This window comes from Rhizobium sp. RAF56 (assembly GCF_052113965.1).
Taxonomy (GTDB): domain Bacteria; phylum Pseudomonadota; class Alphaproteobacteria; order Rhizobiales; family Rhizobiaceae; genus Rhizobium.
The window spans coordinates 18,257-42,613 of the sequence record NZ_JBFRDU010000001.1 but is presented as its reverse complement, the minus strand read 5'-3'; the positions used below and the strand labels follow the sequence as shown (position 1 = coordinate 42,613).

Sequence of the window (24,357 nt, the reverse complement as noted above, 5' to 3'; positions counted from 1 at the left end):
CGGCACGCCGCCGCAATCAAAAACCGTGGCGAAATGTGCGCCGCAAAATCGCGAACCTGCTTTGAAAAGGTACTGTCGGCCCCAGCGGATTGCTGTATGCAGGGGTGATCGTATTGCAGCGAAATGGAGACGCATGATGGACGCGCACGACTCATCGAAGACGCCGAAAAACGGACCTGGCGGCGATCTCGACGAGCAGGCGCTCTTCTTCCATCGCTATCCGCGCCCCGGCAAGCTCGAAATCCAGGCAACCAAGCCGCTCGGCAACCAGCGCGATCTGGCGCTTGCCTATTCACCCGGCGTGGCCGCCCCTTGCCTTGCCATCCGCGACAACCCGGAGATGGCCGCCGAATATACGCTACGTGCAAATCTGGTCGCAGTCATCTCGAACGGTACAGCCGTTCTCGGCCTTGGCAATATCGGCCCGCTCGCCTCCAAGCCGGTTATGGAGGGCAAGGCGGTCCTGTTCAAGAAGTTCGCCGGCATCGACGTCTTCGATATCGAAGTGGCGGCCCCAACGGTCGAGGAGATGGTCAGCTGCATTTCCGCGCTTGAACCGACCTTCGGCGGCATCAACCTCGAGGACATCAAGGCTCCGGAATGCTTCGAGGTCGAGCGGCGTCTGCGCGAGATGATGAAGATCCCGGTCTTCCATGACGACCAGCACGGCACCGCGATCATCGTCGCCGCCGCCATCCTCAACGGCCTCGAACTTGCGGGCAAGAAGATCGAGGACGTGAAGATCGTCGCGTCGGGTGCGGGCGCGGCAGCGCTTGCCTGCCTGAACCTCCTCGTCACGCTCGGCGCCCGGCGCGAAAACATCTGGGTCCACGACATCGAAGGCCTCGTCTATGAGGGCCGCGTCGAGCTGATGGATCAGTGGAAGGCGGTCTACGCGCAACCGAGCGACAAACGCGCGCTCGCAGAATCAATCGGTGGCGCGGACGTGTTTCTCGGGCTGTCGGCGGCCGGTGTCCTGAAGCCCGAGCTTCTGGCGCAGATGGCCGACAGGCCGCTGATCATGGCGCTCGCCAACCCGACGCCGGAAATCATGCCGGAACTGGCGCGCGCCGCCCGTCCTGACGCGATGATCTGCACCGGCCGCTCGGATTTCCCGAACCAGGTCAACAACGTCCTCTGCTTCCCCTATATCTTCCGCGGCGCACTCGACTGCGGGGCCGAGACCATCAACGAAGAGATGAAGATGGCCGCCGTCAGGGCGATCGCGGCGCTCGCCCGCGAGGAGCCGTCGGACGTTGCGGCGCGCGCCTATTCCGGCGAGACGCCGATTTTCGGGCCGGACTATCTGATCCCCTCGCCTTTCGACCCGCGCCTCATTCTGCGCATCGCACCGGCGGTGGCGAAAGCTGCGGCCGACAGCGGCGTCGCGCGTCGCCCCATTGCCGATTTCGATGCCTACCTCGACCAGTTGAACCGTTTCGTGTTCCGCTCCGGCTTCGTGATGAAGCCGATCTTCGCTGCCGCCAAAACCGCCGAGCGCAAGCGCGTCGTCTTCGCGGAAGGCGAGGACGAGCGCGTGCTGCGCGCCGCCCAGGTTCTCATCGAGGAAAATACCGCTACCCCTATCCTCATTGGCCGCCCGCAAGTCATCGAAACGCGCCTCAAGCGCTACGGCCTGAAAATCCGTCCGCAGACGGATTTCGCGGTGATCAATCCGGAAGACGATCCCCGGTTCCGCGAATATGTCGATCTTTACTTCTCGCTGGTCGGCCGCGGCGGCGTCATTCCCGAAGCCGCCCGCACGATCGTGCGCACGAACACGACCGTCATCGGCGCACTCGCCTTGAAGCGCGGCGAAGCGGATGCCCTGATCTGCGGCGTCGAAGGGCGCTACGACCGGCACCTGCGCGATGTCCGGCAGATCATCGGCAAGCGGCAAAACGTTCGCGACTTCTCCGCCCTCAGCCTGCTGATCTCGCAGCGCGGCGCCACCTTCTTCACCGACACCTACGTCACCTATGATCCCACGGCCGAGGAAATCGCCGAATCCGCGATCCTCGCATCCGAAGAGATCAAACGCTTCGGCCTGACGCCACGCGCGGCGCTCGTTTCCCATTCGAATTTCGGCTCCCGTGAGTCCGAAAGCGCCGCCAAGATGCGCGAAGCACTCAGCCTTGTGCGGGAGGCGGCTCCCGACCTCATCGTCGACGGCGAAATGCATGGCGACAGCGCCATTTCCGAAACGCTGCGCCGCCGCGTCATGCCCGACAGCACGCTGACCGACGAGGCAAATCTCCTGGTTTTCCCGAACCTCGATGCCGCCAACATCACCCTTGGCGTCGTGAAGACGATGATGGACTGCCTGCATGTAGGACCGATCCTTCTAGGCGCGGCAATGCCTGCCCATATTCTCTCGCCGTCCGTGACTTCGCGCGGCGTGGTCAACATGGCCGCATTGGCAGTCGTCGAGGCATCGCAACCTATTTGATCCAGCCGCCAACACCGGTTGCCGTCGCCCGCGGCGTGATGCCTCACCGACCTATCCGGGTTCCAATTTCAGCATCTTGTTAAGTGGCTATGGGTTATACATCCAGCATGCCATGGCCGCGCATGCGGCGAGACGTTGCGGACGAGGGCGGGACGTGGAACGCGGTCGAGGCTTTTCCTTCATTCTGCTGGCCTCATTGGCCTTGGCGACGGCCGCCGCCGCACAATCCAACTCTGTCTGTGATGACCTGCGCGGCCGGCTCGCCAATGTGAGCGAAACGATCAGTACCGGCCGCGAGGCCCGGCGAACGTCGGATGCAACAGGCGATCAGAACAGCGCGATCGGCATGATCGAGAACGAACTCAACGATCGCGGCTGTCACAATCAGGGAAGCACAACACTCATCGGCCCGGAGGATGCGGCTGTCTGTGATCAGCTGCAGAGTTCGCTCGCCCGCATGCAGGAAAACCTCCGCTATCTTCTGGCACGGCAGGCCGAGACCAGTGAGGAAGGGGCAGAGCGCAGCCAATTGCAAGCCGCCCTGCGCGAGAACGGCTGCGACGCGCCTGTCGACGATGACACCGAGATTGTCGGCAACCGCGAAGAACCGCTGACGACGCCCGAACAGCAGGCGATGCGCACCGACACCTTCTATCCGCCGATGGGCGAAGAGGAGACGGTCGCCCCCGCTATCTCACCATACGCCGGCGGCGCGGGCATGCAGACCGTCTGCGTGCGCACCTGCGACGGCGGCTTCTTTCCGATGACGGCCAATGCGACGCCGCTCAACTTTCAGGCTGATGCAAACACCTGTGCCCGCATGTGCCCCGACGTTTCGACTGAGCTCTTTTACCGCTATCTGCCCGGCCAGGAGTCGTCGGATATGGTCTCGGCGGCGAACGGACTTCGCTACAGCGCCATGCCCTACGCATTCGCCTATCGCAAGCGCAAGCCCGGCGAGAAATCCGCCTGCAGCTGCAATCTACCCGCCTACTACGAGGAAATGCGGCGCGACAAGGCAGCAAGCGCACCGGATACCGGCACGTCGCCCAGCTCGATCATCACCATCGAAACTGCCAAGCCGAAGCCGCCCGCAGCGTCCGCGAGCACTACGCCAGCCGTGCCGGCGCCAGAGCGACCCTATGATCCCTCGAACAAGGTACGCAGGGTCGGGCCGCAGTTTCTCGGAAGCGATCTGGGCGCGATCGACCTCCACCCGGCAGTACCCGGCCCACAGCCGCAACAATAGGTTAGTCGCCTCCCCAGCGCTCGTTGAAGATCAGTTCTTCGAGCGGAAGCCGTTGCCGCCAGCCCTTCACCGCCAGTTCAGGTTCGCGATAAAGCTCGTCCACATAGCCGAGGCAGAGCCAGGCGACGATCTCGATCCGCTTGGGGATACCGAGCAAGGCCCTTATGTCAGCATCATGAAAGATGCTCACCCAGCCGACGCCGACGCCTTCGGCGCGCGCCGCAAGCCAGAGGTTTTGCACGGCACAGACCGTCGAATAGGCATCCATGCGCGGATTGTGCGTGCGGCCGAGCACGACCTTGCCGGAGCGATCCGGATCGCAGGTGACGCAGATGCTGAGCGGCGCCTTTCGGATGCCCTCGAGCTTCAACGACCGATAGGTATCGCGCCGCTCGCCCTCGAACATTTCGGCCGCTTCCTGGTTGGCGCGGGAAAATGCCTCCCAGGCCGCTTGGCGAACCGCCGGATCGCGCACCAGCACGAAATTCCAAGGCTGCATGAAGCCAACCGACGGCGCGCTGTGGGCGGCACTCAGTAGCCGGCTAATCAGCGCATCCGGCAGCGGATCGGCAAGAAACTGATCGCGGACATCGCGTCGCGTCTCGATGGCGCGGTAGACGGCAGCGCGTTCGGCTAAGGAAAAGGCTTGCACGCGGACGAGATCGTCCTTCGAATTCGGTCGCATCGTTTGCTCCTCAACAATGCCAACCTGCCGCCGTCCGCGCGGTGCGGTCTATCATGTCAGGCCGGTCTTCTGGCTTGGCTTCGCCTGCCTGCCGTTGCCTTCCCGGTTTAAAGACCAGTGGCATCCTACGGAAAGAATGACAAAATCCTTCCGCACAGCAGACATCCGCCTCACAGCGTTGGGCACGCGCCGGAAATTCGCCGGCTTCCCGATTCTCCCGCTTGCGCGGGCACCTGACGTTCAAGCTATGCGCGATCAAACGGCAGCCTGTCAACGCGCGCGCGTGAGGCGGTCACGGCGCAGAGTTATTCATCCCGTCTCGCGTTGCCGCTTGATCCTGATTTGCATGGTTTGCCCATTCATCTGGACTTCGAGGAAGGTGGCGTTCTTTAAAACCGTACCGAACTTTGAGTGGCCAAAGTCCTTCGCACTGAACGTCGGATACAGTTTCTTTATTACGTGACCGAGCAGCGACACATCCAGCCATTCGTGCGGCTTGTGCCCCAGAGAATTGAACGCCTGCACTATATAAGGCCTGACGTCAGCGGTCTGCTTCAGCGCAACGACGTTCGGCGAATTCGGCTGCGCGGGGGCGGCCTGGATCTCCAGTTCGTAGAACGCATCAAAAGCGACCCTGAACTTTTCGGTCGCCTTTGGTCCACCGAGGCCAATCGCTTTGCGACCGCGCATTCGTATCCGGCTAGCCAAATGCGAGAAATCGCTATCGGTGCTGGCGATGCAGAAAACGTCGAAGTCTTCCTTGCCCAGCAGTTCCGTAGCGTCTACGGCGAGCAGGATGTCGCTGCTGTTCTTGCCGGATATCGACGCTTGAGCAGTCTGAAGGCTGAGAGCGTGGTGGGGTACCATCTCCGCCCAGGGCCGCAACATCTCACGCGCGAAATCGCCATAGACGCGCCGGTCGACGATCTGGCCGTAGAAAGATGCAACCTCGAAAATCCGAGCAGCCGTCCGTGCCGGTAAATTCTCCGCATCGACGAAAACGCCAACCCTCCGCGTCGCTTTCTCCACGTTTGTGCCTCCATGGTATCCACCCTAGGAAACAACAAAATGGTGCAAAGGCGAAGCCACTTCAATCATTGCGGTTAACGATCCCGGAATCGATTGGTGATCGGATAGCGTCGGTCGCGCCCGAAGTTCTTCTTGGTGATCTTCACGCCGGGGGCGGATTGCCGTCGCTTGTATTCGGCGAGATAGAGCAGATGCTCTATGCGGTGGACGGTTGCGACATCATGACCGCGGCCGACGATCTCTTCGACCGCCATCTCCTTTTCCACCAGGCATTCCAGGATGTCGTCGAGCATCGGATAGGGAGGCAGCGAATCCTGGTCCGTCTGGTTCGGCCGAAGCTCCGCGGATGGTGCCTTCTCGATGATGTTGGCGGGGATGACTTCGCCCGAAGGCCCGAGCGCATCCGGCGGCACATGCGCGTTGCGCCAGCGCGACAACGCGTAGACCTGCATCTTGTACAGGTCCTTGATCGGGTTGAAACCGCCGTTCATATCGCCGTAGAGCGTCGCATAGCCGACCGACATTTCCGACTTGTTGCCTGTCGTGACCACCATCGAGCCGAACTTGTTGGAGATCGCCATCAGGATTGTGCCACGCGCGCGGCTTTGCAGGTTTTCCTCGGTGATGCCGCTTTCGGTGCCTTCGAAAAGCTCCGCGAGCGCCGACACGAAGCCGGTGACCGGCTCCTCGATCGGCACGATATCGTAGCGGCAGCCAAGCGCTCTGGCGCAATCCGCGGCATCCTTCAGCGAGTCCTCCGAGGTGTACCGATAGGGCAACATGACGGCCCGCACACGCTCCTCGCCAAGCGCATCGACGGCGATCGCCGCGCAAATGGCGGAATCGATGCCGCCGGAAAGGCCGAGGACGACCGTCTTGAAGCCGTTCTTGTTGACGTAGTCGCGGAACCCGAGAAGGCAGGCGCGATAGTCTGCCTCCTCGCCTTCGGGAACCTTGGAGGAAGGGCCTTCTTCGCATCGCCAGCCACCGGCGCGACGCTTCCATGTGGAGACGTATAGCGTCTGCTCGAACTGGCTCATCTGGAAGGCAAGCGTCCTGTCGGCGTTGAAGGCGAAACTCGCACCATCGAACACAAGCTCGTCCTGGCCGCCCACCTGGTTGGCGAACAGCAGCGGCAAGCCGCTTTCAATCACCTGCTTCAACACCACCTGATGGCGGACGTCCAGCTTGCCCCGATAGTAGGGCGAACCGTTCGGCACCAGAAGAATTTCGGCCCCCGCTTCCGCCAGCGTCTCGCAGACGTCCAAGTCGTTCCAGATCTCCTCGCAGATCGGAATCCCGAGCCGTACGCCTCGGAAATTATAGGGGCCAGAAATCGAGCCCTCGACGAATACGCGTTTCTCGTCGAACTCGCCGTAGTTCGGAAGATCCACCTTGTCGCGCAGGGCGACGATCCTGCCGCCATCGAGCAGTGCCACGGAATTGTGCGGCCCAACCGCACCTAGCCGCGGGAAACCGACGACCACGCCTGGGCCGCCATCGGCCGTATCGGCTGCGAAATCCTCGACGGCCTTGAGGCAGGCCTTCAGAAAGGCAGGCTTCAGCACCAGGTCTTCCGGCGGATAGCCGGAAATGAAAAGTTCCGTCAACAGAAGCAGATGAGCACCCTGACGCGCCGCATCGGCGCGGGCTTCCCGCGCTTTCGCAAGGTTGCGGGCGATGTCGCCAACCGTCGGATTGAGCTGGGCAACGGCAATGCGAAGAGTGTCAGTGAGGACGCTTTGTTCTGTCATGCCATAGATTTAGCGACGACGGCGTTCTTCCGCAACCACTCCGCGGCGCCATCCGCCGAAGTCACCGTCTGCACGTGTTTTTTTCACATTCGAAAACAACTGAATGGCCATCTGGCGCCTTGCGGTTCATCCAGCATTCATGACAGTGGTGTGACAGTAAGGTGAACTTTGTAAGAAATCCGGAGAAAATCTTGGCGACTCCGTCATCGCGCTCGACTTCCATCGATCGGCTATTTGTTGCGGCGCCCGGTGGGGTTGTATCGCCGCGATCGGCATTCTCCCGCCAATTGCTGAGCCTTTGCCTGACGCTTGCGATCGCATTTGCGACCGTGGTGGTCGTCGAGTGGATCAGCCGCGGCTCCTTGGCGGATATTCCCGAATATCTCACCTCGCCGATCAAGCCCGGGCTCACCACCATCGGCCTGCTCCTCCTTGTCATCCTGGGGCTGGACGGCATCTTCGGCCGGGCGCATCTCTCCGTCCTCGTCGTGGCGCCGCTCGTGGTCATTCCGGCCTTGGTGTCGAACGAAAAGCAGCACTATCTTTCCGATCCGCTCTATCCCTCCGACATCCTGTTTGCCCGCCAGATCGTCGAACTCATGCCGGTGATGGTCCGCGAGCGCCCGTTGACGGCCGTTGCCATCGTCGCCGGGCTGCTTGTCGCCATCGCCGGCCTCGTCTATCTCTGGCGCTACGGCTGGAGCCATGCCGGCCGGCTCTCGCGCCGGGCGCGAACTCTGCGCCTGTCGATCTGCCTGCCGCTTTTCGCCGTCTTCGTCTCGCAGATGGATGCTCAGCAGTATTCCTGGCTGCGCGAGAAGCTCCGCATTATCCCGATCGTTTGGGATCAGAAGGAAAACTACAGCTATAACGGCTTCATCATCGCCTTTTCGCTGAACCTGCCGATGGCGCACCTCAAGGCGCCGGCGGGCTACAATCACGATGCGCTCGACGCGATCCCTGCCCGCAACTACTCCTACCTTGCCGGCCCGCGTGAAAAGCCCGACGTCATCATGCTGATGAGCGAGTCTTTCTGGGATCCGACGAGGCTTTCCAACATCAGGCTTTCCCCCGATCCGCTGCCGAACATCCGCGCCGCGCAATCCGGCCACGTGTTCTCGCCGGAATTCGGCGGCATGACGGCCAATGTCGAGTTCGAGGCGCTGACCGGCTTCTCCAACGCCTTCCTGCCCTATGGCAGCATTCCCTATCAGCAATATGTGCGCCATCAGGTACCGTCGCTCGCCACCTTCTTCCGCGGCGAAGGCTATGCGGCACGCGCGATTCATCCCTTCGAGGGCTGGTTCTGGAACCGCAACGAGGTCTACAAGGATTTCGGCTTCGAGGAATTCCGCACCGAGGAAACCCTACCCGCCATGGACAAGCGCGGCTTGTTCGCCTCCGACGATTCGATGATGAAGGAGATCATGCGGGAGGGCGACGCCATGGATCGGCCCTTCTTCTTCTTCGGGGTCACCTTGCAAGGACACGGCCCCTACGAAGCGCACCGCTACGCCCAAAACACCGTTGCCGTGGAAGGCAATCTGCCGGACGCCGACCGCGAGACCCTTGCCACCTATGCCCAGGGCGTGCGCGAAGCGGACGAAAGCCTGAAGATGCTGATGGACTGGGCGTCCAAGCGCAATCGCGAGACCATCATCGTGCTCTGGGGCGATCATCTGCCGCCGCTCGGCACCGTCTATCCCGATACCGGCTATATGCCCGAGCAGGTAGCGACCCGAAAGGCGTCGCTGGACGTCATGAAGCGCGAGCACGAAACGCCGCTCGTCATCTGGTCGAGCAAGAAAGGCGTTCGCAAGGATATCGGCACCATCAGCCCGGCGCTCTTGCCCTATAACCTCTTGAAGACCGCCGGCTTCGAGCATCCCTTCTATACGGGCTTCCTTGGCCGCGTGCAGAAGAAATACAACATCGTCGACCGTTACCAGCTCGCAACGCGCGACAGCCAGACATTTCCCGACTGGGGCCGCGACGACAGGCAACTCGATCCGCTGATACGGGACTATCGCTACCTGCAATACGACATGATGTTCGGCCATCAATATGGGCTTGGGCGCTTCTTCCCGTCGCATGCCTGGTTGACCGGGCAGAGCACCTGACGACCGGTGACGGCTTTGCCGTTGCAATTCATGAGAAGCTTCGGATACTTGCGGCCGCCGCGCCCTGAGCAGTTCCAGGAAAAGTGTGAAACGGTTTTCCGTCCGGAATTGCGTGAAAACAAAAAGATAGAGCGGATCTGCGGTCAAAGAAAAGCAGACCTGCTCTAGCCAAGATATCCGGAGTCTCCCATGTCCACCCTGCCGAACTTTATTCACATGCATTTCGACAAGTCCGCCGACGAACTCGGCGAGATCGAAAAGCGCGTGCTGGCGAAGGCCCACGAACGCAAGGTCATATCCACGGATGTGAATGCGGCTTTCTCCGCGAGAGCGAGCCTCGGCGAACGGCTGGCCGACAATATCGCCCGCGTCGGCGGGTCCTGGGCGTTTATCGTCACCTTCCTGGTCTTCCTGGCATTCTGGTGCGTCGTCAACACGATCGTCCTCGTAACCCGCGCCTTCGACCCTTACCCCTTCATCTTCCTCAATCTCATTCTCTCGATGCTGGCCGCGATCCAGGCGCCGATCATCATGATGTCGCAGAACCGGCAGACCGAGCGCGACCGCTTCGAGGCCGCAAAGGACTATGAGGTCAACCTGAAGGCCGAACTCGAAGTGCTGTCGCTGCATCAAAAGATCGATGTGAAGGTGCTGGCCGAACTTGCCGCGCTGCGCGAGGACGTCGCGCGGCTATCCCAGGCGTTGACCGCCAAGGGTTGACTGCCGGATATTCAATCCGTTGATCCCGCCGTGGCAAGCCCCGGCCGTCCCTGCCGGTATTGCGGCAGGCCATCGGTGATTTCGTAGAAATCTCCCTTGTCGGCACAGAAGATATGGTAGGCGAGCTTGAGGTCGGTCGGCTTATCGAAGGCGCCGGCCATGATGGAGATCTCCTGGCCCTCGTTCGCCTGCCAGAAGAGCAGCGAGCCGCAAGTGCCGCAGAAGCCTCGGCGCGCGAAGGAACTCGCACTGAACCAGGTGATCGCTTCCTCGCCCTCGATGACGATGCGGTCGAGCGCCACGTTCGTCGCGGCAACGTAGAGGCCCGTCTGCTTGCGGCATTGCGTGCAGTGGCAGCCCACCACCTCGCGCAGCTCTCCACGTGTCCGAAAGCGGACCGCGTACAAAGGCAGGAGCCTGAATGTTCTTCCGTCATGGTTTTTCCGTTTATAATGCATTTTTGCCAGCTGAGTATATTAGCAATACATCATATCCGCGAATTTAGAATAGCTGACCTGATTCTAACCATTCTTTCCGGCACACCGAATACATCGTTCACGACTATTGCTAAAACGATTTGCAAAACAGCTCAGTAAAAGGCAATAAATAGTCTCTTGCCTTAAACTCTTTCAAACAATTCTTGTTATTATTGCATATCAACAAAAATACACTCCTAAGACGATATTTTATAGCGATATTTGTGGAGACTATCAATGCGAAAAGCGCGGGAGCTGGCCTCAGCCCGTGACGGATCCTCAGCCGTCGAATTTGCAATCATTGCGCCTATTTTTATTCTGACCCTAATGACCCTGATTGCCTACGGTATTTATCTCGCCGCGGCACACTCGATACAACAGCTCGCGGCCGATGCGGCCCGCACCGCCGTGGCGGGCGTCTCCAATGCAGAGCGCGAAAAATTCGTCAAGACCTATATCGACCGGTCGACGATCGGAGACGGCTTTGTGAACCGCAAGAATCTGGTTGTCGCGGTGACGCAAGACCCGGCAAACAGCAATCAGTTCACCGTTTCACTCGCATACGACGCCTCCAACCTGCCGATCTGGAACCTCTTCAGCTACGCCCTGCCCGATGAAGTCATCAGACGCTTCGCGACCATTCGGATGGGGGGCATCTGATGTTCAAGGCAACCGAATTTTTCCGCCTGCAAGGCTGTCGCGCCGGCAATATCGCCATCGCCGCCGCTGTCGGCGCGCCGCTCGTCCTCTATTCGCTCAGCCTTGGTGTCGACTACGGCATGCTGACGCTGCAGCAGCGCAGGCTCCAGCAGGACGCAGATCTTGCGGCGATGGTCGCCGCCTCCGACGCCAAGAACGCCGAGGCGAACCTCCGCGTGAACTTCCAGCAGAACGGCCTGAATTTCATCATTCAGACCGATACTAGCGGTGTTTCGAAGGCAAATCTGGTGCAACTGGCAGTCGCCGAGGCGAACAAATTTGACGGGATAGCAACGATTACTCCCGGCACCTATGTTGCCGATCCCGCAACCGACGTGGCTAAGCGTTTCGTTGCTGGGGCGCAGCCTTATGACGCGGTGAAAGTTGCAATCCAGCAGATGGGGAGAGTGTACTTTGCATCACCCATCTCGACGGCTCCGACGCTTGCTGCCGTCGGCACTGCATCGACGCAAAAGATCGCCGCGTTCTCCATCGGCTCGCGCCTGGCGAGCCTCAACGGCGGCGTTTTGAACGGGCTTCTCGGCAGCCTCCTCGGCACCACGATCTCGCTGAAAGCCATGGATTACGACGCACTGGTATCCGCCGATGTCAATCTCCTGTCGGTTATCGACACGCTTGCCACCGATCTCAATCTGACCGCGCTCACCTACTCCGATGTGCTCGACACGCAGATTTCCTTCAGCCAGTTCATGAACAGCGTCGCCAAGTCGGCAAATCTTTCCGGCACTGCAAAAGCCGCGCTGAAGACCCTTCAGAACGCCGCCAACACAACCAAGGTGAAATTCACGATCGGCGACATCCTCGATCTCGGGCCTCTGGAGCAACGCCCGATCGGCAGCGGCTCGCATCTTTCCATTGATGCGAGCGCGATGTCACTTATCAACGCGTCGGCACGCGCCGCCAACCTGAACAAGCAGGTCGCAGTGGATCTCGGCGCCACAGTTCCCGGCATCGCGAACGTTACCTTGATGCTGGCGATCGGCGAGCCGCCGCAGGAAACGCCGGCCACGGTTGTCGGCGGTGTCGGCGCAAAGATCCGTACTGCCCAAACCCGCGTGCAACTCAAGCTTACCGTTTCTGGTTTGGCGGCTGTCGCTGGCCTGTCGCTGCAGGTTCCGCTCTATGTCGAAGTCGCCTACGCCGAGGGTAATCTGGCGAATATCACATGCCTCGGCGGCGGTCCGCAGAATGCCAACGTCGCCGTCGATGCCATACCCGGCATTGCCGATATTGAACTCGGCGAGGCCGATCCCGCGTCGTTTGCATACTTCACCAGCAAGCCGAGGGTAAAGGCTGCCACGCTGATCGACTCGGGCCTCGCGAAGGTCACGGCATTGTCCAGCGTCAACATCACCAACATGACGAAGAGTACGCTGAGCTTCTCCGCCGCCGATATCGCCGCGGCCACGATCAAGAACGTGTCCACCAAGGATACGCTCACCTCGACGGTGACCTCGCTGCTCACCAACGCCAAGATCGATGTTCAATTGCTCGGTTTCATCAAGCTCGGGACGAATGACGCAGTCGAGGCAGCTGTCGCAAAAACTCTGTCGGGACTGACGGCACCGCTGGATGACCTTCTCTATAACACCCTGCTGCTCCTCGGCGTGAAAGTCGGAGAGGCGGATGTCCGCGTCACGGACGCGCGATGCCAACAGCCTGTTCTGGTCCAGTAAGAAAAAAGCGAGGCCATCCTTCGATGGCCTCGCTTTAAGTTCCAAGTCGGTCGCGGCGCTGCAGGCCGCTCACCGATCAGGCGGTGATCGCCATCCGCTTCTCGTCGCGACCGCCCTTCATCCGCTCGGCGAGCAGGAAGGCCAGCTCCAGCGCCTGGTCGGCGTTGAGGCGCGGATCACAATGCGTGTGGTAGCGGTCGGCGAGGTCATCGCCAGAAAGCGCGCGAGCGCCGCCGGTGCATTCCGTCACGTCCTTGCCGGTCATCTCGACGTGGATGCCGCCTGGATGCGTGCCCTCGGCGCGGTGGATCTGGAAGAAGCTTTCGACTTCCGACAGGATCCGCTCGAAGGGACGCGTCTTGTAGTTGTTGAGCGTGATCGTGTTGCCGTGCATCGGGTCGCAGGACCAGACGACCTTGCGGCCTTCCTTCTCGACGGCACGGATCAGACGCGGCAGGTGGTCGGCTACCTTGTCGTGGCCGAATCGGCAGATCAGCGTCAGACGGCCCGCCTCGTTTGCCGGGTTCAGGATGTCGATCAGGTTCAAGAGGTCGTCCGCCTGCAGCGACGGACCGCACTTGAGGCCGAGCGGGTTCTTGATGCCGCGGCAATATTCGACATGCGCGTGGTCGGCCTGGCGCGTGCGGTCACCGATCCAGATCATGTGGCCGGAGGTGGCGTACCAGTCGCCAGAGGTGGAGTCGACGCGGGTCAGCGCTTCCTCATAGCCAAGCAGCAACGCCTCATGGCTCGTGAAGAAATCGGTCTCGCGCAGGCTCGCATTGTTATCCGCCGTAATGCCGATCGCCCGCATGAAGTCCATGGTTTCGGCGATGCGATTGGCAAGCTTGCGATAGCGCTCGCCCTGGGGGCTGTCCTTGACGAAGCCGAGCATCCACTGGTTGACGTTCTCGAGGTTGGCGTAGCCGCCCATCGCAAACGCGCGCAGAAGGTTCAGCGTCGCAGCCGACTGGCGGTAGGCCATCGCCTGGCGTTCCGGGTTCGGAATGCGCGCTTCCTCGGTGAATTCGATGCCGTTGACGATGTCGCCGCGGTAGCTTGGCAACGAAACGCCGTCCTGGGTCTCGATATTGGACGAGCGCGGCTTGGCGAACTGGCCGGCGATACGGCCGACCTTGACCACCGGCTGCTGCGCACCGAAGGTGAGAACGACGGCCATCTGAAGAAATGCACGGAAGAAGTCGCGGATGTTGTCCGCGCCATGTTCGGCGAAGCTTTCGGCGCAGTCGCCGCCCTGCAGCAGGAAGCCGTTGCCTTCCGCTACATTGGCGAGATGCTTCTTCAGGCGGCGCGCTTCCCCGGCGAAGACGAGCGGCGGATAGGTTGCCAGCTGTGCTTCCGTGGCCGCGAGCGCTGCCTGATCCGGATAGTCCGGCACCTGCTGGATTGGCTTTTGCCGCCAGCTATTCGGGGTCCAGTTCTGTGCCATGTCACTTCACCTGTGTTGCATCCGGCTTTCGCCTGATGTCCGTCGTCCACGATATCGCGGGGCTTATAAACCTTTGATGGCGGCTTGCATAGCAGCCCTAGCCCAGTTCCGTCATTGCCCGCGGAGTTGATTTTGCAGCGTTTTGACGCGCTGGCCGAAGCCAAGATAGGAACTTCGCGACGCGATTTACACCCTCTCGCCGTTCCGGATCCGATAGCTTGGCGTATACATCGTCACCAGCTCTTCCGCAGCCGTCGGATGCAGCGCCATGGTGCGGTCGAAGTCGTCCTTGGTGCAGCCGGCCTTCAGCGTCACGCCGAGCAACTGCGCCATTTCGCCAGCGTCATGGCCAAGTATATGGGCGCCGACGACCTTGCGATCCGATGCGTTGACGATCAGCTTCATGATCATCTTCTCGTCGCGGCCCGACAGCGTCGCCTTCATCGGGCGGAACTGGGCGCGGTAGACTTCGAGTTCCGCGTGGGCCTTGGCGGCGTCCTCCTCGCTCAGGCCGACGGTGCCGATCTCCGGCTGGGAGAAGACCGCGGTCGGGATCAGCTGATGGTCCGGCTTGGTGGGATTGTTCTTGTATTCGGTCTCGATGAAACACATCGCCTCGTGGATCGCGACCGGCGTCAGCTGTACCCGGTCGGTGACGTCGCCGAGAGCGAAGATATTGGGCACGGAGGTGCGCGAATATTCGTCGACGACGATTGCGCCGCGCTCGTCGAGTTTCACGCCTGCCGCCTCAAGGCCCAGATTTTTGGTGTTTGGATCGCGGCCGAGTGCCAGCATGACAGTCTCGACGTCGAGGGTGCCGTGGTTTTTCGTCCGAACGCGAAGCCCCTCGCCCGCTTTCGTCACGTCTTCCATCACGTCATGGCAGAGAATGCGGATGCCCTTGGCCTCCATCGCCTCATGCAGACCCTTACGCAGGTCGTGGTCGAAGCGGGAGAGAATTTCCGCGCCGCGATAGATCAGCGTCGTCTTGACGCCGAGGCCGTGGAAGATATTGGCGAATTCCACCGCGATATAGCCGCCGCCGGCAATCAGGATAGAGGTCGGCAGCGTCTCCAGATGAAACGCCTCGTTGGATGAAATGCAGAGCTCGTGGCCGGGCAAGGCTGCGTGCGGATTGGGGGCGCCGCCGACGGCGATGACGATGCGGTCCGCCGTCACCGTCTTGCCGTTCTTCAGCAAGCGGACGGTGTGCGCATCGACCAGTTCCGCGCGGGTGTCGAAGATGTCAGCCTTGGCGTTGTCGAGGCCCTTGCGGTACAGCCCCTCCAGGCGGGCGATCTCCTTGTCCTTGGCTGCGACCAGTTTCTTCCAGTCGAAGCTCGTCTCACCGACGCTCCAGCCGTAGCCGGCCGCATCCTCGAAATGCTCGTGATACTGTGAGGCGTAGACGAAGAGCTTCTTCGGCACACAGCCGCGAATGACGCAGGTGCCGCCGTAGCGGTATTCCTCAGCGATGCCGACCTTCTTGCCGAGCGATGCCGCCACGCGCGCGCTGCGCACGCCACCCGAGCCGCCACCGATGACGAAAAGATCATAATCGTAAGAAGACATGCAAAAGCTCCTGCCTTGAACACCGCCCAAGTTGCGCCGGCCACGGCCAGCAGCCGTTGCCACTCTCATATAGGGGTCGATGAGGAAATAAGAAAAGCCCGGAGGATCCGGGCTTTTCAAAGACTGCGCCTATGAACGGCTTAGTTCTTCTTCGCGGGCGCTGCGGCATCCTTGGCGGGAGCGGCCTTGGCGGCGGGGGCCGCCTTGGCGGCGGGAGCCGGCGCCTGGGCATCCGCAAGCGGCGGAGCCGCCGGAACCTTGACGACCTTCTGAAGCGCCGTGTTGCTCTGGCTTGCGAGATCGCGGGAGATCCCCTGAGCCCAGATGTCGGCTGCCTTCATCAGTTCTCGGTTCGCGATCGGGCTGTCCTTGATGAACTTCTTGCCCGCGTCAGACGTGAAGAAGTCGGAAATCGCCTTCAGTTCGTCAACTGTGAAGCTCTTGGCGTAGGTAGCCGCCGCCTCGCGCTCGAGATCGGCGCGGCGGGCTGCAAGTGCCAAAGCCTGCGCGTCCACGGTTGCGCTGATCTGGTCCTGGAAGTTCGGGTTGGCCTGGATCATCGTGCTCTTCAGCTGCTCGGCCAGGTTCGGCAGAATTGCGTCGAACTGGTTGGTAATGCCGAGAGAGCCGATCGCCGCGCGAGCTGCCTTGATCTGCTCGTCGGTGACGTCCTGGGCGCTGGCGGAGCCGAGCGCAAGGCCTGAAAGAACGATGGTCGCAGCGGCAAACCGGCCAAGACCCGCTATTTTGATCATGATTTTCAGTGCTCCTATATATTTTTCGGCTGCAGCGTTCGCGCCCCTGCCGGTCCGGCAATGATCGCAAGTGATGCCATGTTGATGAAGAGCCCGTGTTCTACGACACCGGGGATCGCGTATAGTTCGGCGGCCAGCGCCTCTGCATCAGGAATACGGCCAAAAGATGCGTCGAGGATGAAGTGCCCGCCGTCGGTCATGAAGTTTTCGCCGGCTGACTGCCTGAGCGTCAGCGGACCGGAAAGTCCGAGCCGCGATGCCGCCTGCTCGATTTTCAGACGCGTCGAGACCAGGCCGAACGGGTTGACCTCGATCGGCAGCGGAAACGCGCCGAGCGTGTCTACGACCTTGCTCTCGTCGGCGATGACGATCATCCGCGTCGAGGCGGCCGCAACGATCTTCTCCCGCAGCAGCGCGCCGCCGCCGCCCTTGATCAGCCTAAGGGCGCCATCGACTTCGTCGGCGCCGTCGATCGTGAGATCGAGTTCCGGAAGTTCGTCGAGCGACTTAAGCGGCACGCCGAGTTCGAGGCAAAGCCGCGCCGTGCGCTCTGAGGTCGGAACGCCCTCGACCTTGAGCCCGCCCGCGACCTTCTCAGCCAGCAAGCGTACAAATTCCTCAGCCGTGCTTCCCGTCCCGATACCAAGCCGCATTCCGCTCTCGACATGGGCGAGAGCCGCCTCTGCGGCCTTGATCTTCATTTGGCGGGCGTCCATGCGCCATTTGCTCCGACTGTTTCCGGTGGAGTGCTGTTTACACGGCTCATTCGGCAAACGGAAGCCAAAATAGCAGCGTCTACAAGAAATGCGGATCGCTTCGCCAGGCCTCAAGCGACGTTGCAAAATGCCCATCGACCGTCTACCTGATGCGGATCAACTTCCACCAAGGCTTGAGCCCCGTGAAATCTCCCCTCGTCGTATTCGACCTCGACGGCACGCTGATCGACACCGCGCCGGATCTGATCACCAGCCTCAATCACACCATCGCCGCACTCGACCTCGCACCGGTCGGTTATGAGGACCTGACGCACCTCGTCGGCCAGGGCGCAAAGGCAATGATCGAACGCGCCTGCCGGCTGAGAGGCCATCCGCTTTCGGACGATGCGCTCCCCCCGCTTCTTGAGCGGTTCATCGCGTTCTATACCGACACCATGCCCGGTGACAGCAAGCCATACCCCGGCCTTCTCTCCTCGATGGCGGCGCTGAAGACGGCCGGCTTTCGCCTTGCGGTGTGCACCAACAAGATGGAGTCCCTCGCCGTTGCGCTCTTGGACCGCCTCGAGCTGACGGGACATTTCGACGCAGTGACCGGCGGTGACAGCTTTCCGGTGCGCAAGCCGGACGCGCAGCATCTGATCGGCACGGTGAGCCGCGCCGGCGGCGACCTTTCGCGTACCGTCATGGTCGGCGACAGCATCAACGACATCCTGGTCGCCCGCAACGCCGGCGTCCCCTCGATCGCGGTACCCTTCGGCTATTCCGACGTTGGCGTCGAAACGCTAAACCCGAACCGCATCATCGCCCACTACGACGAGCTGACGCCGGCGCTGGTGGAAAGCCTGCTGGTTGCGGCATAGGTCAGACGAGATCGACAGACGGCCAACAAAAAAGGCGGTTCCGAGGAGCCGCCTTTTGCTTTCAGTACGAAGCCCTGCTCAAATCTGCGTTTCGCGGGCCTTGGTCGTCGCTTCGAGCGCCTTCAGCGTGTAGGCGTCGCGCTCGTAGACATCGTCGAAGAATTCCACCACGCCGTCCTTGTTAGGCCAGGCGGTGAAATAGGAGATGTAGACCGGCACCTTCTCGGGCACCTGCACGGCCTTGTTCTGGCCGGCGGCGATCTGACTGGCGACATCGGCAACGCTGGTCTTCAGGACGGCGGCCGCCATGCCGCGCGGATCGGAAAGACGGACGCAGCCGTGGCTCAAGGCCCGCATGTCCTTCTTGAAGAAGCTCTTCGACGGCGTGTCATGCATGTAGATCGCATGGCTGTTCGGGAAGAGGATCTTCAGCTCGCCAAGTGCGTTGTCGTCGCTCGGCGGCTGGCGAACCGCTATCCTCTCGGTAGAACCGTACCAGTCGACGCTGGACGACGCGACCGCGTGACCGCTCACCTCGACCTGATAGCCCATGCGGTCGAGATAGCCCGGATCGGCGCGCAGCTTCGGCAGCATCTCGTTGATGATGATCGACTGCGGTACGCCCCAGAAAGGATTGAACTCGACGGTCTGGATCTCGTCTTCGAAGAAGAATGTCTGGTGCGTCTTCTGGCCGACGACGGCCCGCATCGCCAGCTCTTCCTTGTTGTTATTATGGTAGTAGACCATGAATGCCGGCTGGTTGATGAAGACATAGCGCGACCCGAGTTCGTCCGGCAGCCAGCGCAGCTGTTCCATCGCGACGACGAGCTTCTGGATCTTCGCGTCGTTGTTTTCGCCGACAAGCGCCCGCACGGTCGACTGGCCGATCACGCCGTCGGCGCTGAGACCATGCTCCTTCTGGAAGCCCTCGACCAGCGCCACGATCTCCGGTGTGTAATCAGGCGTTCCCTGATAGGAGGAGAAAGTCGCCGTATGCTCCTGCTTCAGAGCCTCGGAACCGTGAATTTCGATCGCCTTGACGATGTCGGCGAGTTCGGGCGACGTGCCGCCCGGCTTCAAGATGCCGTCCAGCGTTACGGTCACATGAACGCCGGAAGCATCGGATTCAGCGCGAAGCTTTGCCAGCTCCGCCTTCATCTCCGTGAACTCCTGGTTCGACGGGCTGCGGCTACTCAAGTAAGCGGCGACATCCGGGCTCATGCTGATCAGCTTCAGCACCGGGTCGAGCCGCACGTCCTTGCGCTTGAAATCGTGGTAGCCGGAGATCTTGTTGGGATCCAGGCGGCCGCGCACGGTGTCCTGTACATAGGCGAGAACCTTAGCCGACAGGCTAAGTTCGAACTGCATCAACGCACGGTCGCGATCGACCGGATCGAGACCCGCGTTGCCGGTCGGCACCTGTACGACGTAGTCGGCCGGATCGAGACCGACGGAGCCGGCATCGGCCAGCACCGCAAGTGCCGCCTTGGCCTTGTCGTTCATCTCGCTGCCCGACACCCAGACAAGCGGTCTGTTCTGATCGCCATAGTAGCCTTCCAACGCCTTGGCGACGTCGGAGGTCGCCATGACACGCGCTTCCGTGAGGTAGCGGCGCTGCACCGTCGCCGGCTCGACGCTGACATCGACAGCAGAGACGACGGCGCCGGTAACGACGGGATCGGCAAACCTATCGACAGCCACGAGCCGCATCGGTTCGGGCTTATAGGTATAGTAGCGCGGCGAGCTGACGGTCGGCAGCGGATCATTCAGTTCCGCAGTGTTTCGCGCCCGTGGCGCTGCCTGACGCGGACTGGACGGGCTCATCTGCGGCGACTGTATGCTGCCCCTGCCGCCGCGCAGGAATTCCATCAGCGTCATCGCGTTCGCGGAGGTGGCTGCGAAAGCCGCGACGCTGCACGTCAGCAGCAGCAACGATGCAGCATTCTTGGTGAAAGGCTTCATTCTGAAATCAGTCCCTGTGACATTAGGTAGCTCGAAACGAGGGCAACGACACAGCCGTCTATTGCGCGCGACATTCGTCATCGCAATACTCAATAGATAGGCAATGGACGAGCCCTCCGGATAATGGCAGCACCTCAACTTTGCGTGACGAAAGCGACGGCGCGACTCGCGCTTCAGTTCACACAAAATTATGAAAGTATTAGTTAATTTTTTACCTAATTTTTTGCTGTTATTTGATGGCCAAAATTCTCCCCCAACGCGAAAAATCGTCAGCGTGTCATAAAAGGCACGCTTCGCGAATGCGCGTCGAATAGATCATGACAACCACCTTGATGAATAAGCGCGCGAGGTTCCCAGCGACGGAGAACGGACCTATATAAGCAGCCGCGGAGCACGGTCGCTCCCATGTCCAAGGAAAGGCATAGAAATGACGTCGACACGCACGGAAACGGACACCTTCGGCTCCATCGCGGTGTCGAGCGACCGTTATTGGGGCGCCCAGGCGCAGCGGTCTCTCGGCAATTTCAAGATCGGCTGGGAGAAGCAACCGCTTTCGATCATCCGAGCGCTCGGCATCGTCAAGCAGGCCGCCGCCCGCGCCAACGTGGCTCTTGGCCAGCTCGACCCAGCCCTCGGCAAGGCAATCGATGCCGCCGCCCAGGAAGTGATTGACGGAAAGCTCAACGACCATTTTCCGCTCGTCGTCTGGCAGACCGGTTCCGGCACGCAGTCGAACATGAACGCCAACGAGGTCATTTCCAACCGCGCGATCGAGATGCTCGGTGGCGAGATGGGTTCAAAGAAACCCGTTCATCCGAACGACCACGTCAACATGAGCCAGTCGTCGAACGACACCTATCCGACGGCCATGCATATCGCCTGCGTCGAAGAGATCGTCCATCATCTCCTGCCGGCGCTCAGGCATCTGCATGAAGCGCTCGAAACCAAGGTCGAAGCCTTCGGCCACATCATCAAGATCGGCCGCACCCACACCCAGGACGCAACGCCGCTGACGCTCGGACAGGAATTCTCAGGTTACGCCGCCCAGGTCGCCTCCGCCATCAAGCGCATCGAGATGAGCCTGCCGGGGCTTTGCGAGCTCGCCCAGGGCGGCACCGCCGTCGGCACCGGGCTGAATGCTCCGGTCGGCTTTGCGGAAAAGGTGGCCGAGGAAATCGCCGGCATCACCGGCCTTCCCTTCGTCACCGCACCGAACAAGTTCGAGGCGCTCGCCGCCCATGATTCCATGGTATTCAGCCACGGCGCGATCAACGCGGCCGCGGCGGCGCTGTTCAAGATTGCCAACGACATCCGCTTCCTCGGCTCCGGCCCGCGCGCCGGGCTCGGCGAACTGTCGCTGCCGGAAAACGAACCGGGATCGTCGATCATGCCTGGCAAGGTCAATCCAACCCAATGCGAGGCGATGACGCAGGTCTGCGCCCACATCTTCGGCAACAACGCCGCGCTGACCTTTGCCGGCAGCCAGGGGCACTTCGAGCTCAACGTCTACAACCCGATGATGGCCTATAATTTCCTGCAGTCGGTGCAGCTATTGGGCGACGCCGCCGTCTCCTTCACCGACAACTGCGTCGTCGGCATCGAGGCGCGCGAGGACAATATCAAGGCCGGGCTCGAGCGCTCGCTGATGCTGGTAACCGCGCTCGCCCCGAAGATCGGCTACGACAATGCCGCAAAGATCGCCAAGACCGCGCACAGGAACGGCACGACGCTGAAGGAGGAAGCGCTCGCAAGCGGGCTGGTCTCTGGGGAAGATTATGACGCGATCGTGCGCCCGGAAACGATGATCGGACCCAAATAGACCGCACGCACCTCGATGTCACTGACCTGTGACGGATCAGCGGACGCTTGACGCGAGCGTGCGATCCGTCGCGGACGAAGCCGGCTTCTCGGGAACCATGTCCGTCGCCCCGAGAACCTCGCTTTGGTCGACGGAGGCAAGGATTTCCCGCTGAAATGCCTGACGGAAAAAGCCGCTGTTTCCAATCAGAAGGAGGGCGACGGCAAAGACGGCGAGTGCTGCCGCCAGCGGTGATATGACATGATGACGAGAGGTATGCATCGCCCTGTTTCCCTAGGCTCTCAGGTCGCGTTCGAAGCGCCGAGCCCGTATGCGTCAAATATGATGGTGATCTGCCACCGATTGAAGACAGACATTCGTGAACCGACCGTCCAGCAAATGTTGACGGTGTGACCTCGCAATACGCCATTCGGTCCTTCGATCGGGTTCGCGGAAAAGATCAAATTTTACGGATATAGGGAATCTCACCGGCTCTCGGCGCCAGCAGAGCGGATGCTGCGGTCACGCCGCTTTCAATCGATTGGGATTGGGAACGGCGCTTGCCAGCGTCTTTCTGCAATTGCTTTTGCCGTTTGCCGGATCTAGAGGGTTTCCAAAATCCATGCCCACCCGGCTAGAAAGGTCCCCTCATGGCTGACGATCTCTTCCCCCTCGGCGACGACGCCACCCCCTATCGCAAACTGACGGGCGATTTCGTTTCGATCGACAGCTTCAAGGGACAGGACGTCCTCACCGTTGAGCCCGAGGGGCTGCGCCTGCTCGCGGAGGCAGCTTTCGCGGACATCAACCACCTGCTGCGTCCCGGACACCTTGCGCAGCTGGCCTCCATCCTCGCCGACCCCGAGGCGACCGACAACGACCGGTTCGTGGCCTACGACCTCCTGAAGAATGCCAATATCTCGGCTGGCGGCGTCCTGCCCATGTGCCAAGACACCGGCACGGCGATCATCATGGGCAAAAAGGGTCGTCGCGTCTGGACCGAGGGCGGCGACTATTCCGCGCTCGCCAATGGCGTGATGGACGCCTACGAAAAGAAGAACCTGCGTTATTCGCAGCTCGCGCCGCTGAAGATGTTCGAGGAAAGGAACACCAAGAACAACCTGCCGGCCCAGATCGACATCTATGAGGAAGGTACGGACGCCTACGAATTCCTCTTCGTCGCCAAGGGCGGCGGCTCCGCCAACAAGACGTTCCTCTACCAGGGCACGCCGTCGCTGTTGACGCAGGATCGCATGCTGGCGTTTCTCAAGGAAAAGATCCTGACGCTCGGCACGGCAGCCTGTCCCCCCTACCATCTCGCCATCGTCATCGGCGCCACGTCGGCGGAGATGAACCTGAAAACCGTCAAGCTGGCCTCGACGCGCTATCTCGACAGCCTGCCGACCGAGGGCTCCGAGCTTGGCCACGCCTTCCGCGACGTCGAAATGGAAAAGGAAATCCATAAGCTGACGCAGAGCCTCGGCGTCGGCGCGCAGTTCGGCGGCAAGTATTTCTGTCATGACGTACGCGTCATCCGCCTGCCGCGCCACGGGGCGTCTCTGCCGATCGGTCTCGGCGTCTCCTGTTCCGCGGACCGTCAGGCCAAGGGCCGGATTACCCGCGACGGCATCTTCCTTGAGCAGCTGGAGACGGACCCGTCCAAGTACCTGCCTGACATCGACGAGGCGAAGCTCTCGGAATCGATGGTGCGCATCGACCTCAACAAGCCGATGGCGGACATCCTCACGGAGCTGTCCAGCCATCCGGTCAAGACACGCCTCTCGCTCACCGGCACCATCATCGTCGCCCGCGACCTCGCCCACGCGAAAATCCGCGAGCGGCTGGAAAAGGGCGAAGGCATGCCCGACTACATGAAAAACCACCCGGTCTATTATGCCGGCCCCGCCAAGACGCCCGCCGGCTACGCATCCGGCTCCTTCGGCCCGACCACGGCCGGGCGCATGGACAGCTATGTCGATCAGTTCCAGTCCTTCGGCGGCTCGATGGTCATGCTCGCCAAGGGCAACCGTTCACGCGCGGTGCGCGAGGCCTGCAAGACCAACGGCGGCTTCTATCTCGGCTCGATCGGCGGCCCGGCGGCCCGCTTGGCGCTGGACTGCATCAAGAAAGTCGAGGTGCTCGAATATCCCGAACTCGGCATGGAGGCGGTCTGGAAGATCGAAGTGGTAGACTTCCCAGCCTTCATCGTCATCGACGACAAGGGCAATGATTTCTTCCAGGAGCTCAATCTGGGCTGAGCGGATCCAGCTTCGGAGGGGCGCCGTTGGGCGCCCCTTCAGAAACGCTTTTCCACGTTTGAGACAGTATTAAATAGTAGCCGGGCACGTCACTCAAATACATGGGAA

The 24,357-nt window shown here is 61.1% G+C and carries 18 protein-coding genes, 1 pseudogene and 1 riboswitch; of the genes and pseudogenes, 9 read left to right on the top strand and 10 right to left on the bottom strand.

From position 1 onward, the window contains the following. Positions 1-136: 136 nt before the first annotated feature. Complete coding sequence (locus AB4048_RS00190; protein ID WP_442199882.1) at positions 137-2,449, top strand: NADP-dependent malic enzyme; 2,313 nt, start codon at positions 137-139, stop codon at positions 2,447-2,449. A 112-nt stretch (positions 2,450-2,561) separates the two neighbouring features. Further along, positions 2,562-3,698, top strand: a complete 1,137-nt coding sequence (locus AB4048_RS00185) for a DUF2865 domain-containing protein (protein WP_442199881.1) — start codon at positions 2,562-2,564, stop codon at positions 3,696-3,698. A 1-nt stretch (position 3,699) separates the two neighbouring features. Here the strand turns inward: AB4048_RS00185 and bluB are convergent, their stop codons facing one another. The 3 genes from bluB to AB4048_RS00170 all read right to left on the bottom strand — a co-directional run bounded on the left by bluB (position 3,700) and on the right by AB4048_RS00170 (position 7,166). After that, entirely contained in the window at positions 3,700-4,383 is a 684-nt protein-coding gene (gene bluB, locus AB4048_RS00180) for a 5,6-dimethylbenzimidazole synthase (RefSeq protein WP_442199880.1), read from the bottom strand. 42 nt (positions 4,384-4,425) lie between these two features. After that, positions 4,426-4,635, bottom strand: a riboswitch (cobalamin riboswitch). A gap of 57 nt (positions 4,636-4,692) precedes the next feature. Next, on the bottom strand, positions 4,693-5,412 hold the full coding sequence (locus tag AB4048_RS00175) for an NYN domain-containing protein (RefSeq protein ID WP_442199879.1): 720 nt from the start codon (positions 5,410-5,412) through the stop codon (positions 4,693-4,695). A 74-nt stretch (positions 5,413-5,486) separates the two neighbouring features. After that, the gene (locus tag AB4048_RS00170) at positions 5,487-7,166 is read right to left on the bottom strand and encodes an NAD+ synthase (protein ID WP_442199878.1); all 1,680 of its coding nucleotides are present in this window, start codon (positions 7,164-7,166) and stop codon (positions 5,487-5,489) included. 287 nt (positions 7,167-7,453) lie between these two features. Here AB4048_RS00170 and AB4048_RS00165 point away from each other — a divergent pair, with 287 nt between their 5' ends. After that, on the top strand, positions 7,454-9,286 hold the full coding sequence (locus tag AB4048_RS00165) for an LTA synthase family protein (protein WP_442200205.1): 1,833 nt from the start codon (positions 7,454-7,456) through the stop codon (positions 9,284-9,286). Between the two features lie 189 nt (positions 9,287-9,475). After that, the gene (locus AB4048_RS00160; protein WP_442199877.1) at positions 9,476-10,006 is read left to right on the top strand and encodes a DUF1003 domain-containing protein; all 531 of its coding nucleotides are present in this window, start codon (positions 9,476-9,478) and stop codon (positions 10,004-10,006) included. Between the two features lie 11 nt (positions 10,007-10,017). On the opposite strand, the pseudogene AB4048_RS00155 reads toward AB4048_RS00160, so the two are convergent. Further along, positions 10,018-10,442, bottom strand: a pseudogene (locus AB4048_RS00155) (GFA family protein). Positions 10,443-10,719: 277 nt separating this feature from the next. On the opposite strand from AB4048_RS00155, the gene AB4048_RS00150 reads away from it, so the two are divergent. After that, entirely contained in the window at positions 10,720-11,142 is a 423-nt protein-coding gene (locus tag AB4048_RS00150) for a TadE/TadG family type IV pilus assembly protein (RefSeq protein ID WP_442199876.1), read from the top strand. Continuing rightward, positions 11,142-12,878 (top strand): TadG family pilus assembly protein, encoded by a 1,737-nt coding sequence (locus AB4048_RS00145; protein ID WP_442199875.1) that lies wholly within the window; start codon positions 11,142-11,144, stop codon positions 12,876-12,878. The genes AB4048_RS00150 and AB4048_RS00145 overlap by 1 nt, the downstream gene beginning before the upstream one ends. A gap of 76 nt (positions 12,879-12,954) precedes the next feature. Here AB4048_RS00145 and AB4048_RS00140 read toward each other — a convergent pair whose 3' ends face one another. The 4 genes from AB4048_RS00140 to rpiA form a co-directional block, all read right to left on the bottom strand. Beyond that, complete coding sequence (locus tag AB4048_RS00140) at positions 12,955-14,328, bottom strand: class II 3-deoxy-7-phosphoheptulonate synthase (RefSeq protein WP_442199874.1); 1,374 nt, start codon at positions 14,326-14,328, stop codon at positions 12,955-12,957. 186 nt (positions 14,329-14,514) lie between these two features. Further along, on the bottom strand, positions 14,515-15,900 hold the full coding sequence (gene gor / locus AB4048_RS00135) for a glutathione-disulfide reductase (RefSeq protein WP_442199873.1): 1,386 nt from the start codon (positions 15,898-15,900) through the stop codon (positions 14,515-14,517). Between the two features lie 140 nt (positions 15,901-16,040). After that, on the bottom strand, positions 16,041-16,655 hold the full coding sequence (locus AB4048_RS00130; RefSeq protein ID WP_442199872.1) for a DUF2059 domain-containing protein: 615 nt from the start codon (positions 16,653-16,655) through the stop codon (positions 16,041-16,043). A gap of 14 nt (positions 16,656-16,669) precedes the next feature. After that, positions 16,670-17,371, bottom strand: a complete 702-nt coding sequence (gene rpiA / locus AB4048_RS00125; protein ID WP_442199871.1) for a ribose-5-phosphate isomerase RpiA — start codon at positions 17,369-17,371, stop codon at positions 16,670-16,672. A 149-nt stretch (positions 17,372-17,520) separates the two neighbouring features. Between rpiA and AB4048_RS00120 the strand changes: the two genes are divergently transcribed. Beyond that, on the top strand, positions 17,521-18,231 hold the full coding sequence (locus AB4048_RS00120) for an HAD family hydrolase (RefSeq protein WP_442199870.1): 711 nt from the start codon (positions 17,521-17,523) through the stop codon (positions 18,229-18,231). A gap of 78 nt (positions 18,232-18,309) precedes the next feature. Here the strand turns inward: AB4048_RS00120 and AB4048_RS00115 are convergent, their stop codons facing one another. Beyond that, positions 18,310-20,193 (bottom strand): L,D-transpeptidase family protein, encoded by a 1,884-nt coding sequence (locus AB4048_RS00115; protein WP_442199869.1) that lies wholly within the window; start codon positions 20,191-20,193, stop codon positions 18,310-18,312. A gap of 427 nt (positions 20,194-20,620) precedes the next feature. Here AB4048_RS00115 and fumC point away from each other — a divergent pair, with 427 nt between their 5' ends. Continuing rightward, on the top strand, positions 20,621-22,012 hold the full coding sequence (gene fumC, locus AB4048_RS00110; RefSeq protein WP_442199868.1) for a class II fumarate hydratase: 1,392 nt from the start codon (positions 20,621-20,623) through the stop codon (positions 22,010-22,012). Positions 22,013-22,048: 36 nt separating this feature from the next. On the opposite strand, the gene AB4048_RS00105 is transcribed toward fumC, so the two are convergent. Further along, the gene (locus tag AB4048_RS00105; RefSeq protein ID WP_442199867.1) at positions 22,049-22,273 is read right to left on the bottom strand and encodes a hypothetical protein; all 225 of its coding nucleotides are present in this window, start codon (positions 22,271-22,273) and stop codon (positions 22,049-22,051) included. A gap of 368 nt (positions 22,274-22,641) precedes the next feature. Here AB4048_RS00105 and AB4048_RS00100 point away from each other — a divergent pair, with 368 nt between their 5' ends. Beyond that, complete coding sequence (locus AB4048_RS00100; protein ID WP_442199866.1) at positions 22,642-24,249, top strand: fumarate hydratase; 1,608 nt, start codon at positions 22,642-22,644, stop codon at positions 24,247-24,249. Positions 24,250-24,357 lie beyond the last annotated feature (108 nt).